This window comes from Ruegeria sp. AK4 (genome assembly GCF_056541025.1).
The window spans coordinates 34,553-46,064 of sequence record NZ_JBQFXS010000026.1 but is presented as its reverse complement, the minus strand read 5'-3'; the positions used below and the strand labels follow the sequence as shown (position 1 = coordinate 46,064).

At 54.2% G+C, this 11,512-nt stretch carries 17 protein-coding genes and 1 pseudogene; 5 read left to right on the top strand and 13 right to left on the bottom strand.

Features of this window, described 5'->3' with window-relative positions:
• Window positions 1-360 precede the first annotated feature (360 nt).
• Both ACR0EZ_RS23515 and ACR0EZ_RS23510 read left to right on the top strand, forming a co-directional pair.
• On the top strand, window positions 361-780 hold the full coding sequence (locus tag ACR0EZ_RS23515; protein WP_480617208.1) for an ester cyclase: 420 nt from the start codon (window positions 361-363) through the stop codon (window positions 778-780).
• Between the two features lie 197 nt (window positions 781-977).
• A complete protein-coding gene (locus tag ACR0EZ_RS23510) occupies window positions 978-1,796 on the top strand; it encodes a class I SAM-dependent methyltransferase (RefSeq protein ID WP_480617207.1) in 819 nt (272 codons plus the stop codon).
• 352 nt (window positions 1,797-2,148) lie between these two features.
• On the opposite strand, the gene groL is transcribed toward ACR0EZ_RS23510, so the two are convergent.
• The 4 genes from groL to mgtE all read right to left on the bottom strand — a co-directional run bounded on the left by groL (window position 2,149) and on the right by mgtE (window position 6,585).
• Window positions 2,149-3,792, bottom strand: a complete 1,644-nt coding sequence (groL, locus tag ACR0EZ_RS23505; protein WP_480617206.1) for a chaperonin GroEL — start codon at window positions 3,790-3,792, stop codon at window positions 2,149-2,151.
• Between the two features lie 50 nt (window positions 3,793-3,842).
• Window positions 3,843-4,154, bottom strand: coding sequence for a co-chaperone GroES (locus tag ACR0EZ_RS23500; protein ID WP_480617205.1), 312 nt, complete (start codon window positions 4,152-4,154; stop codon window positions 3,843-3,845).
• A gap of 297 nt (window positions 4,155-4,451) precedes the next feature.
• A complete protein-coding gene (locus ACR0EZ_RS23495; protein ID WP_480617204.1) occupies window positions 4,452-5,165 on the bottom strand; it encodes a 2OG-Fe(II) oxygenase in 714 nt (237 codons plus the stop codon).
• 55 nt (window positions 5,166-5,220) lie between these two features.
• The gene (mgtE, locus tag ACR0EZ_RS23490) at window positions 5,221-6,585 is read right to left on the bottom strand and encodes a magnesium transporter (protein WP_480617203.1); all 1,365 of its coding nucleotides are present in this window, start codon (window positions 6,583-6,585) and stop codon (window positions 5,221-5,223) included.
• Between mgtE and ACR0EZ_RS23485 the strand changes: the two genes are divergently transcribed.
• Window positions 6,575-6,748, top strand: coding sequence for a hypothetical protein (locus tag ACR0EZ_RS23485; RefSeq protein WP_480617202.1), 174 nt, complete (start codon window positions 6,575-6,577; stop codon window positions 6,746-6,748). The genes mgtE and ACR0EZ_RS23485 overlap by 11 nt on opposite strands.
• Window positions 6,749-6,803: 55 nt before the next feature.
• On the opposite strand, the gene ACR0EZ_RS23480 is transcribed toward ACR0EZ_RS23485, so the two are convergent.
• Window positions 6,804-7,127: a hypothetical protein gene (locus ACR0EZ_RS23480; RefSeq protein WP_480617201.1), complete on the bottom strand. Its 324-nt coding sequence runs from the start codon at window positions 7,125-7,127 to the stop codon at window positions 6,804-6,806.
• Between the two features lie 60 nt (window positions 7,128-7,187).
• Window positions 7,188-7,436 carry an EF-hand domain-containing protein gene (locus tag ACR0EZ_RS23475; RefSeq protein ID WP_480617200.1) on the bottom strand — a complete coding sequence of 83 codons (249 nt, stop codon included), beginning with the start codon at window positions 7,434-7,436 and terminating at the stop codon, window positions 7,188-7,190.
• A gap of 293 nt (window positions 7,437-7,729) precedes the next feature.
• Between ACR0EZ_RS23475 and ACR0EZ_RS23470 the strand changes: the two genes are divergently transcribed.
• Window positions 7,730-7,828: a LysR family transcriptional regulator gene (locus tag ACR0EZ_RS23470; RefSeq protein WP_480613901.1), complete on the top strand. Its 99-nt coding sequence runs from the start codon at window positions 7,730-7,732 to the stop codon at window positions 7,826-7,828.
• Between the two features lie 44 nt (window positions 7,829-7,872).
• On the opposite strand, the pseudogene groEL reads toward ACR0EZ_RS23470, so the two are convergent.
• The 5 genes and pseudogenes from groEL to ACR0EZ_RS23445 all read right to left on the bottom strand — a co-directional run.
• Window positions 7,873-8,102, bottom strand: a pseudogene (groEL, locus tag ACR0EZ_RS23465) (chaperonin GroEL); the annotation flags it as partial.
• Window positions 8,103-8,116: 14 nt separating this feature from the next.
• On the bottom strand, window positions 8,117-8,881 hold the full coding sequence (locus ACR0EZ_RS23460) for a hypothetical protein (RefSeq protein WP_480617199.1): 765 nt from the start codon (window positions 8,879-8,881) through the stop codon (window positions 8,117-8,119).
• A gap of 9 nt (window positions 8,882-8,890) precedes the next feature.
• Entirely contained in the window at window positions 8,891-8,995 is a 105-nt protein-coding gene (locus tag ACR0EZ_RS23455) for a LysR family transcriptional regulator (protein ID WP_480617198.1), read from the bottom strand.
• Window positions 8,996-9,427, bottom strand: a complete 432-nt coding sequence (locus ACR0EZ_RS23450) for an SPW repeat protein (RefSeq protein ID WP_480617209.1) — start codon at window positions 9,425-9,427, stop codon at window positions 8,996-8,998.
• 37 nt (window positions 9,428-9,464) lie between these two features.
• Entirely contained in the window at window positions 9,465-9,653 is a 189-nt protein-coding gene (locus ACR0EZ_RS23445; protein WP_480617197.1) for an EF-hand domain-containing protein, read from the bottom strand.
• Window positions 9,654-10,008: 355 nt separating this feature from the next.
• On the opposite strand from ACR0EZ_RS23445, the gene ACR0EZ_RS23440 reads away from it, so the two are divergent.
• Complete coding sequence (locus tag ACR0EZ_RS23440) at window positions 10,009-10,872, top strand: LysR family transcriptional regulator (RefSeq protein ID WP_480617196.1); 864 nt, start codon at window positions 10,009-10,011, stop codon at window positions 10,870-10,872.
• Window positions 10,873-10,921: 49 nt separating this feature from the next.
• On the opposite strand, the gene ACR0EZ_RS23435 is transcribed toward ACR0EZ_RS23440, so the two are convergent.
• Both ACR0EZ_RS23435 and ACR0EZ_RS23430 read right to left on the bottom strand, forming a co-directional pair.
• Window positions 10,922-11,083 (bottom strand): hypothetical protein, encoded by a 162-nt coding sequence (locus tag ACR0EZ_RS23435; protein ID WP_480612964.1) that lies wholly within the window; start codon window positions 11,081-11,083, stop codon window positions 10,922-10,924.
• 159 nt (window positions 11,084-11,242) lie between these two features.
• The gene (locus ACR0EZ_RS23430) at window positions 11,243-11,404 is read right to left on the bottom strand and encodes a hypothetical protein (protein WP_165590736.1); all 162 of its coding nucleotides are present in this window, start codon (window positions 11,402-11,404) and stop codon (window positions 11,243-11,245) included.
• Between the last annotated feature and the right edge of the window lie 108 nt (window positions 11,405-11,512).

The following is an 11,512-nucleotide window of genomic DNA, read 5'->3' as shown; positions in this document are numbered from 1 at the left end:
ACCTGTTCCAAGTTGTAGTCTACACTGCGCAGTCGCAGAAGGTCTCGACCTGTGCAAAATTCTAAGTCAGAACGAGCGACGGACGACTACGACACACTTAATTTCTTTGTTCGACACCGTGGGCGCAACTGCCTGCAAGTTTCGCGCACGCAGCGAACGGCGGGTTCGACGGGCCGCTTCGCAGCATCAGTTGGCAAAGCTCAATGACCGGTAAGGGCCGTCTTCGACGTATATTGACGCCAAGCGAACTCCGATGCTGTGCTTGCTCGAAGGTCGGCACCGAGCCCTTTTGGACCTACTAGTGGACAGGCCGAATCCATTCGATAATCTTCTCGTTCATACGCGCAGAGGAACTTAGCAATGCATCCGACAGAAAAGATCGTTCGGCAATTCCACGAATCTTGGGACATGCGTAATCCCGAACGCGGCGTCGCTGTTATTGCGAGCGACTGCCAATTTGAGGATGTCGCACGTGGCGAGAGCCAGATCGGGCCTGAGGGCTATCGAATGGACTATGAACGCTGGCGACGCGCGTTCCCCGACGGAGAGGTTAAGGTCACCAACGTGGTGGTCGATGGCGACAGAGCGGTGGTCGAGTTTATCAATCGCGGAACGCATACCGGCCCTCTTGAATCCTCGCTTGGATCTTTCAAGCCGACAGGTAGCTGGCAAGAGACTCGATATTGCAGCGTTATGCGGGTCAAAGATGGCAAGGTAGTTGAAGGTCGAGATTACTACGACGCAGCTTCTATAGCTCGGCAGCTAGGTCTGGTGCCATAACAACATAATTCGAGACCTATCTTTATCTGCTTAGCGATCTTTTAGCGCCCATTTTTTCCGCTTGGCGGCTGTTTACCCGAACTTGTCGAATGACCAAACAGAGCCCAAGGCAGACAATTTTGTTCCGAGAATTGCGCATTAATATACGATTGTTCATGCTGGTGGCATAAGCACGAAGTAAATTTGGAGGGGTTAGAATGGCTACCTATGCGGGCTTTGCGGAATTGGAAACGAAAGGTTGGTCTGACGATACAATTTCATCAGGCTACGTGACTATGTTCTCCGCAGCGAGTGACATGGCCATTCCTTCGATCTTGGCAAGTATTGGCAGCAATGAAAGAGTTCTCGATCTCTGTTGCGGACAAGGCAATGTCACCGAAGCAATTGCCAAGGCCGGGCGCTCAGTAACTGGGGCAGATTTCTCTGCAAAGATGCTTTCGCACGCACGCGATAGATTTCCAGCCGGAGAATTCATTGAAGCTGACGCACAAGACCTGCCTTTCGACGATGGGAGCTTTGAAAGTGTCGTCTGCAGCTTTGGTTTAATGCACGTTCCCGATCAGCCAAAAGCACTTTCGGAAATTCGCAGGGTTCTGAAGCCTCATGGGCAATTCATTATGACGTCATGGTGTGGTCCGAATGTCTCCCCGGTCTTTCAGGTATTTTACAGCTGCGTCCAAGAACACGGTGACCCTTCTGTTAAGATGCCTGACAGCCCGAACTTCCATCAATTTGCAAATCAGGAAGCGGCAAGATCTATTTTGTCGGATGCGGGGTTCGATGTGGAAACTCAACAACAGATCGACTGCTTCTGGGTATTGGATAGTCCGGAATCCCTAGCTGAGATTTTCCAGAACGGGGCTCCTCGCGGTGGCTACTTGCTGTCGCAGCAACCAACAGAGAACAACTCGGCAATCAAGGCAGCGGTGGCCGAAAAAGTTCGCGAACGCTTCGGTCACGGCGACAAGTGGCACGCGCCGCTTCCTGCATCTTTGATCGTCGCCCGCGCCAGGTAACAAAGGCGGACAACGACGGCTTCGTCGCCGAGCCGCCGTTAGACACGTCGGACTTGCTTGTGAACCTGACCGGAAACGTCGGATGACCGCTCGGAGCCCTCCCCGGTCATTTCACTTTCGTACTGCGAGCGCAAACGTCACCAAAATTGCTGCACCAGCATGGAACCTTAGCAATGTAACGCGCACAAACACCTGCCATTCGTTCAGGAGGCAGCGGGCCGTGTACAGGACGTTTGTTGTTTATAGAGGTTCTCGAATTTCGCTGCGGGTGCGGGAAGCCTACTTTGGTCGATGAAGCCCGTTGCCAACAAAAAGAACGAAGGGGGCCGAAGCCCCCTTGTTGAGACTTAGCTTACATCATGCCGCCCATGCCGCCCATGTCGGGCATGCCGCCTGCGGGGGCAGCACCCTCTTTGGCGGGCTTGTCAGCAACCATCGCTTCGGTCGTGATCAGCAGGCCAGCGACCGAGGCCGCGTCTTCCAGAGCGGTCCGGACAACTTTGGCCGGGTCGATGACGCCGAACGAGAACATGTCGCCATATTCTTCGGTCTGCGCGTTGAAGCCAAAGGACGCGTCCGAGGATTCGCGAACTTTGCCAGCAACAACCGCACCGTCGACACCTGCGTTCTCGGCGATCTGACGCAGAGGCGCTTCGATTGCTTTACGAACGATGTTGATACCTGCGTCCTGATCAGCGTTTGCGCCTTTCAGAGTCTCCAGAGCTTTACCGGCCTGAACCAGCGAAACGCCACCGCCAACAACAACGCCTTCCTGAACGGCAGCGCGAGTTGCGTTCAGAGCATCGTCCACACGGTCCTTACGCTCTTTTACTTCAACTTCGGTCATGCCGCCGACGCGGATAACGGCAACACCGCCAGCCAGTTTGGCAACGCGCTCTTGCAGCTTCTCACGGTCGTAGTCCGACGAGGTTTCTTCGATCTGAGTGCGGATCTGAGCAACACGTGCTTCGATCTCGGCTTTCTCGCCCGCACCGTCGACGATGGTGGTTTCGTCTTTGGTGATTTCGATCTTCTTGGCGGTGCCCAGCATGTCCATGGTGACGGACTCGAGCTTCATGCCCAGATCTTCGCTGATGACCTGACCACCGGTCAGAATTGCGATGTCCTGCAGCATGGCTTTGCGGCGATCGCCGAAGCCCGGTGCTTTGACAGCAGCAATTTTCAGGCCGCCGCGCAGTTTGTTGACAACCAGAGTCGCCAGCGCTTCGCCTTCAACGTCTTCAGCAATGATCAGCAGCGGCTTTTGCGACTGGATCACCTGCTCCAGCAGCGGAACCATCGGCTGCAGCGAGGACAGCTTCTTTTCGTGCAGCAGGATCATGCAATCGTCGAGTTCCGCGATCATCTTGTCTGCGTTGGTGACGAAGTAAGGCGACAGGTAGCCACGGTCGAACTGCATACCTTCGACAACGTCGGTCTCGGTTTCCAGACCTTTGTTTTCTTCGACGGTGATGACGCCTTCGTTGCCAACCTTTTGCATCGCGTCTGCGATCTGCTGGCCGATTTCGGTTTCGCCGTTGGCCGAGATGGTGCCAACCTGAGCAACTTCAGCGCTGTCTTTAACTTCACGCGAAGCGTCTTTGATGCCTTCGACAACCTTGGCAGTTGCCAGATCGATGCCGCGCTTCAGGTCCATCGGGTTCAGGCCAGCAGCAACCTGCTTCAGACCTTCGCGAACGATGGCTTGAGCCAAAACGGTTGCAGTGGTGGTGCCGTCGCCGGCTTCGTCATTGGTGCGGCTGGCGACTTCTTTCACCATCTGCGCGCCCATGTTTTCGAACTTGTCTTCCAGTTCGATTTCCTTGGCCACTGTCACACCATCCTTGGTGATGCGTGGCGCACCGAAGGATTTGCTCAGAACCACGTTGCGGCCTTTCGGGCCGAGGGTCACCTTGACCGCGTCGGCCAATATATTGACCCCGCGCAGCATGCGGTTGCGGGCATCGGTAGTAAACTTGACGTCCTTTGCAGCCATTTGGCTTGCTCCTTAGATAACTCTTTGTTGTATCCAGATGTTGTGTCGGGTCAGGCAGCTTTCGCCGCTGCAGAGTTCTCGACGATACCCATGATGTCGCCTTCTTTCATGATCAGCAGCTCTTCACCGTTGATGTTCACTTCGGTGCCGGACCATTTTCCGAACAGGATACGGTCACCGGCCTTAACGACCATTGCGATCAGTTCGCCGTTGTCTTTGCGTGCGCCTTCGCCGGTTGCAACGACTTCGCCTTCGCTGGGCTTTTCTTTAGCGCTGTCAGGAATGATCAGGCCGCCTGCGGTTTTGGCGTTGCTCTCAACGCGACGGACCAGCACACGGTCATGTAGAGGTTTGAATGCCATCTTTGTAGCTCCTCAATTGGCAATTCAACAAGTTAGCACTTTCGACTATGGAGTGCTAACAGACGAGATTTTGGGATGTGAAAGCATAGTTTCAAGAGACATGATTGAAAATTTTTTTGGCTTTGTGAGGCTGCAATATAAACATTAGTATTCAATAGCTTAGGAATGCTATAAGCATTGGCGAAGACGCGCCCAGGCCGACGCGAAATAATTGACCGATTGCCGGCCGAGATAGATTCAAACCGCGCCGCGTTGCACGTATGAAAAGAGCAGAAAACGGTCCGCTGTATGTATTGCTCACCGGAAGGCCGGGCCATGCGCCCATACCGTCAACGAGTATCGCTCGCCCTGCTCAACCGGCGTCACCTGGTGTAGCAAGAAGCTCGGAAAAACCGTCGCGCTTCCCTGATATCGACTGGCTGTCACTGCATAGGCATCTGGCATGATTTCCAGATCACCCCCGTCATACAATCCGGGTTTGCTGAGCTGAACAATTAGCGTCAATTTTCGTTTTCGAGCGGTCGGGCTATCTCCGATATCGGAGTGCCAAGAGAAATGGCCACCATCTGAGGCTTTGTAGCAGGCGACCTGCGGGCTCTCGGAGAATTCCCGCAGATCAAAGTCAAACCTATCAGTGTTGGAGCGACGCACCAGACTAATCAGACGCGCCATTACCCACCCGGTGCCGGTGACGTCGTCCAACCAAGTCACATCGCACTTGCGCAAGTTGTGATCTCTGTTCTGGCCGACCAGCAATGCATCATTTGCAGGGACCCGCTTTGATGAGGCAACAATTTGCTCGCATTCCCGCGCCGTGAAAGCGCCGGGAATCGAATGTACTTCCATCATTCTGAACACCATTTCCAGACTGTCGTTGGATATTGCGGCAACGCGCATGTGTCGCTGCGCCGTTTTCGACCAAAGTGTTCGAAAGCGACGTCTTTTTTCTTTTTTGGGCAGAAAGTTTCGTGGCGTCGAGGCCCCAAGGCTACGTGCCCGTTCAACCGCCATTCATCCTGGATTTCAGAATAGCAAATATACGCACGACCAAAGTGTCACGTCGCATTCAAACCAGGAGTGGCATCATTGCGGTGGCCAGACTCAGGACGAGGAAAAATCCCGCCATATCCGTAATGGTCGTTAGCAAGGGACCGCTGGCGACCGCTGGGTCCTGACCGATGCGCTTCAATAGCAAAGGCAGGACACCGCCGATTGACACAGCTATGATTGTGTTGAGCCCAAGCGCGCCGCCGATGACCAGTCCCAGAAACGGGTTGCCTTTCCAGAGCCATGCCACGACGCCGATCAGAAGTCCCAGAACGAACCCGTTGATCACGCCGACCGACACCTCCTTTATCCACACCCGCATGGCGTCGATGGGCCGCACGAGGCCAAGCGAAAGCTCGCGCATGCTGACGGCGACGGCCTGATTGCCCGAACAGCCACTCATGTCCGATACCATCGGCAGGAACACGGCGAGCGCGATCACGGCGGCAAGCGTTTCTTCATAGGCGGCGATTACGCTGGCTGCGATGACGTTGAGGACGATATTGGCCGAAAGCCATTGAAGCCGCCGCCGCGCCCGAAGTGGCAGCGGCATCGAGCGAAGTTCATCACCGAAAACACCCTGACGTTTCAGGTTGGCCGATTCCGCGCGTTCCAGTAAGGCTTCATTTACTGCAGAGCGGGAGATGACGCCGACCAGATGCCCGTCCGCTTCGACAACAGGCAGCCCCAGGAACGGATGTTCATCGAAGAGGTCCTCCAGATCCTCCAGTGGCAGGGTCGCCGGGACCGTGATTGGAGGCACCATGATATCGGTGAGCTGGGCGCTACGTCTGGTGGACAGAAGGCCGCGCAGCGAGACGACGCCAGTCGGTGCGCCATTTGCATCCAGAACATAAGGGTGCTGGCCCCGGTAGCGTTCGAGATCGAATTCCTCGTCGGCAAACCGCCTGAGTACCTTTCCCACTGTGTCGGTTTCGGAAAAGGTGAAGGCTTCCGCAACCATGAGGCCGCCGGCCAGATCATCGTCATATTCGACCAGACGCCGTACATCCGCAGCGTCTTTTGGGTCCATGCGGGCGAGGATCGCCTCGGCGTCCGCGTCTTCGAGCTCACCGATGACGTCGGCCTGAACATCCGAATCCAGTTCTTCGATGACTTCTGCTGCCTGCTCCGTCACCATGTGTTCGACCAGATCGACCGCCAGCGCGTTTGGTGCTTCTTCAACGAGTTCGGCGGCAAGTTCCGGTGGCAGCAATGACAGGGCGGCGCTCCGCAGCTCCACCGGCAGATTGAGTAATTCGCGCAGAGCGTCACTTAGGGGCAGCGGATCAAGCAAGTTTGCAAGTGCAGCCCCATCGCCGTCTGACAAGGCCTGCTGCAGTTGCGCTTCAATATCCCCAGGAATGGTGTCTGTGCCGCTCATCTTCGTCTCTTGGGTAAAGGGTCTTGCTGACGGTGTCGTACATGAGGGCGACGCGCTGTTTCACATTGCGGCACCGACCAGCGCGGATGTTGGAATGCGGGCTGACGTGATTGCCAAACAGCTTGAAGGCGATCGGATGTTCGAAGAAGTCGAGATAGTTTAGGAGGTCGTGACGAATTGATAAAAAACGCGGGGCGGACGTCCCGCCCCGCGCCAGTCTACGAGATTGCACCCAATCTGCGACTCGCCTTTACCTCCCAAACAGCGAGCGCGATCAGCGCCGATCCCGATAGCCATGCATTTGCCGTTGCCACAATGTGGCCGGTGAAGTTCAGCGCCGCAGGAGCGGCGATTAGCGCAAACCCCAGTGCCGATACCGGAGCCACCCGTGCGAGAAGGTGGCTCCGGTCGCCAGCGCCAGCCATGACCAAGGCACCAAAGCCAGCGGCCATGAAGACGAGAGCTTCAGATTCAGCCATACCCTGTAACAGGGTTTCCTGACGAAACAGGAGAAATGGGGACAGAACCAGCCAGATACCCATCGCTGCAAGCAGCCATTTGTGGGGTGGGATTGGCTTTCTCATGACCGTGACGACCTTTGCCTACTGATCCTCTGCGGGACCAGGGAGAAGCTCTGCATCGACAGCGGCAATCCACTCGTCGTCATTGATGAAACCATCGGCATTCGCGTCGATCTCCAGGAAGAGATCATCCGAGACTTCAGGATACTTGGTCTGAAGCTCTGCCAGCGACGCCAAGCTATCACCGTCCATATCAAGATCGGCAGGCATTGCGAATGCCGGAAGGGCAAACACCGAAGAGAGCAGAGCAACAATAGAAACCCGACTCATTTTTCTTCTCCATGAGAATATGGGCTGCCTTTCATGGCGTGCCCAGTTTGGGGTTGGTGTAGCGCGTGGGCGTCGGTTGGGTTTCTCTGGCACCCAGATTGCAACGGCTCCGCAGATCGGGACCTCCACTACAATATGAGAACGGTTGAAATGCGTTCCGACCTGGTGGGGACACTTTCGCGCTACATGACAAATATGGCACGCACCAATCGTGTTGAATAACGAATTTTTCTCGCGGATAATATCGGATACTTAAATAAGTGATCCATGGACATTGAACTTGCCCACACTTCCTGGCCATTGTTGAAACGGGTACTTTTCTCGACGCTGCGAACAAGGTGCACGTCACCCAGTCTACGGTAAGCATGCGTATTCGAACGCTTGAGCAGTAGCTTGGTCAGCTTGTGTTCGAGCGTGTAAAATCTGGCGCGACACTCACGCCTGCAGGACGGCATTCCCGCATCGCATCAGAAATCTGCTGACCAATTGCAGCCTCACCATTGGCAGAGATTGTGCCGACTTTTGCGATCTCGGTTGTGTCACCAACGGGGGAGACATCGATTTCACTTCGGTCACAACAGCCGCGACGACCTTGTCGATCCCGCGTTTGATACCCATGGGGTTCATGCCCTCTTTGACGATGGCTTGTGCCAGAACAGTGGCTGACCATCGTCAGCACCCTAATGAACGAGTGTCATCTTGCGTTGGATTGCTGTCACTGCAGGGTTGGACGTCTCGGTTAGGATCGCTTTCAGAACGGCCATCACATTCTGGCTCATCTCGCGATCAAAAATTGCGTAGGCGGAATAGGGAATGCGTGGTGCGTCCGTGACAACATCGAACACCAAATCTGACAGGTCTTCGCAGATCAAACGATGCGGGAAATAGCCACTGGCTCCAACGTCCTCCACATAATCGACAACGGCCGGGCTAGCATCCAACTGCAGGTTCGGTGTCACAAGATGTGGAAAGTACAGAAGATGCTCGGCCCTGAACTGCGGACCCCAGTCGAGGAACACATAGGAATTGTCTGGCGATGACTGCTTCTTGTCATGACCCACCAAGACATATTCATCACGAAACAGATGTGCACGTTCACCCACATCAAAGAGCGATGCATCATGCGTAATGACAGCATCCAGGCTTCCAAATTTGAACTGTTGGGCAAGCGTTTCCGGAGTGCCGATGATTGTCTTGATCGCAATCTTTGGTAGCTCTTTTCTGATCCTGAAGAAGGAAGGCAAGAGCAGATGCTCCCACAGATAGGAGGTCGTTCCAATCTCCAGCGCAACTTCGATGTCTTCTGGCAACGCAACTTCCAGTTTTGCCTTTGTCCAGGTGCGTATCAACGCCCTAGCATGCGGCAGGAAATGCCGACCAGCTGACGTCAGATTTGGGGCAGATCCGTTTTCCTTGAAAACCTGCTTGCCCAACAGACGCTCCATAGCTGCGATTTAATCGCGCACCGTCGCTTCCTCCAGGCTCAGTCTTGCCGCGGCCTTTCGGAAACTGCCGGTTTCGACAATCGCGACAAATGCTCGTGCAAACTTAATATCCATCTAGCTACTTCCATGCGTTCCGGAATGGTCCAAAGGAGTGAGGGGCGGTTTCCCACCCCTCGGTAAAAAACTTACTAAGAACTCAACTCGGTTTGAGACTTCACCAGTGCAATTCACCAGTGCAAACAGAGTTGTCACCAAAACACCAAGACCGATCAGTCCGGTGTGCCATGCCGCCGAGGCGTTACTGGAAAACCAGAACAACCAGGGCGATATGATCAGTCCGACTCCGAGAACGCCACCTATGGCCATCTGAATTGCTCGGTGCTTCTTGTAGCTGGCACCCGCGATAAAATGGGCAAGCAGGCCGAATGCCATCAAGGTCACCGCTTCATTGGTTACCACACCTCGAAACAGGGAGGGCTGGTTGAACATCAAAAAGGGGGACAGGATCAACCAGAGCCCAAATGTGGTATCGAGCCATCGGAACAGATCAAATGTTTACATGGCAAGCGTTCACCGGTCGGCTTTATGTGTCGTCGTCGCGGTCAGCGATCAATTCGGCATCGATGGCAACGAGCATCTCTTCGTCATTGACGAGACCGTCACCATCAGTGTCGATTTCCTGAAACACCTCTTCTGTCAGGTCAGGGTAGACCACCTGAAGTTCCGCCATCGACGCGAAGCCGTCGCCATCCGTGTCAACATCGGCGGTCATTGCGCCAGCCGTTGTGGCAAGAATAGAAGCGAGGAAAATAGCGTAGAAAAAGCAATTCATTGTATTCTCCTTTCTCGATTGGGCTGCCCTCAAGCAGCCCTTGTTGTTTTTGGGGCGATCTCGGAGGCGCTTAGCGATCCGAGTTGTGTCCGGCTTTGGCAGCGCCGACCGTTGGTTTGTCCTTGGACTCCGGTTTCGACGCGGGTTTGGGCTTGGGTTTGGATGTCGATTTCATGTGAAATGCTCCTGATCACAGCGAGCGAGAGTCGCTCGCAGGATCAAATTCTCACATTCGTTCATACTTGAATAACGAATTTAACATGACGATATTATCGTAGATGCAAATAGGTGCCGTATGGATATCGAACTCGCCCGAACCTTTCTTGCTGTCGTCGAAACCGGTAGCTTTCTCGAAGCCTCAGATAAGGTGCACGTTACCCAATCGACGGTAAGCATGCGCATCAGAACCCTTGAACAACAGCTTGGACACCCAGTCTTTGAACGGAGCAAGACAGGGGCAACTTTGACGCCAGCCGGAGTGCATTTTCAGCGGCATGCAGTCACGCTTGTTCGAACGTGGATGCAGGCAAAGCTGGATGCCGCATTGCCTGCCGAACTCTATGCCTCACTTGAAATCGGTGCATTCCCCAGCCTGTGGGATGGGTTTTTGACCACAGCTATGCCAGGCTTGGAGAACACGCTGCCAAACGTGGCCGTCAAAGCGTCCTGGGCCAACGCAGTCGATCTGAACCAGCAAGTCGAAGATGGTATTCTAGACCTCGCAGTCATGTACCGTCCCAGAAATACGATTGGGCTTGTTGCACTGCAACTCTTTGAAGACGAGTTTGTCCTCGTCAGCAGTGACATGGAAAATTTCGAAGATCCGCTCGGTGGACGTTATATCTTTATTGATTGGGGTCCCGAATTTCGGGCGGATCACCTGCTGAACTTCCCTGATCTTATTACGCCGGGATTACATCTGGAGATCGGAACACTTGGACTACAATACCTGATGTCCACTCCTGCGTCGGGCTACTTTCCGCGCCGAATTGTTGAAACAGGCATCAAGGACGGATCATTGTGGTTGGTAGATAATGCGCCTCGGTTTGCCTACGCAGCACATGCAGTATTTAACAAAGAACAAAGCGACAGCTTTCCAGGCCAGGCGGCCACCTATCTTAGGGAATTCGCACGATCCTTGCCGGTCGTTGAAAAGTGAATGCGCTGACATGTACTGCATCAGCGCATCCGATCACAATGCTAGTAGATCATCCCTCCGGTGATGAAACCTCAGGACTGGTCGGTATCACAGCGTCAGTCGCGCCGTCGACGAAGTAGCCGCCGAAGTACGCGGCGGCAACAACAAGAACAACGGTCGCCGCGACACCCGCGATCCAAAGACGTCTGTCTTTCATGGTGAGTGTTGTCATTGCAATGTCTCCTATTGGTGTTTCAAGGACGTTTGGTATGTGAGTGTTTCTATCGCTGAAGCCAAATTTTCGGATAATGCAGCAAAAGATGCCTGCATGCGCTTTTTAGCGGCATGCAGGCTTCATGCCCCCTGTTGGACTCAAGTAGTAGCCGGAAAGCTAGTTCTGGGCGGGTGAACCGTAAAAATCTTCACGCCAGGTTTTGGCGTGTTTCTTGGCAAACTTGCGCATCTGTTTTTTTGACTTCAAGCGAGACAAGATGCTCGTTGGGCTGCGATCCTGGTCGCGGAAATACTTATCTACGGGTTTCTGCTTGGCCATCTCTGATTCCTCAGACCAACGATTGCATCATTGCTCAAAGCTACGCGCGCCACGGAATTCTGAAAAGCGAATTTATCTGCGCGTTGATATTCGTTTTGTCAATACATA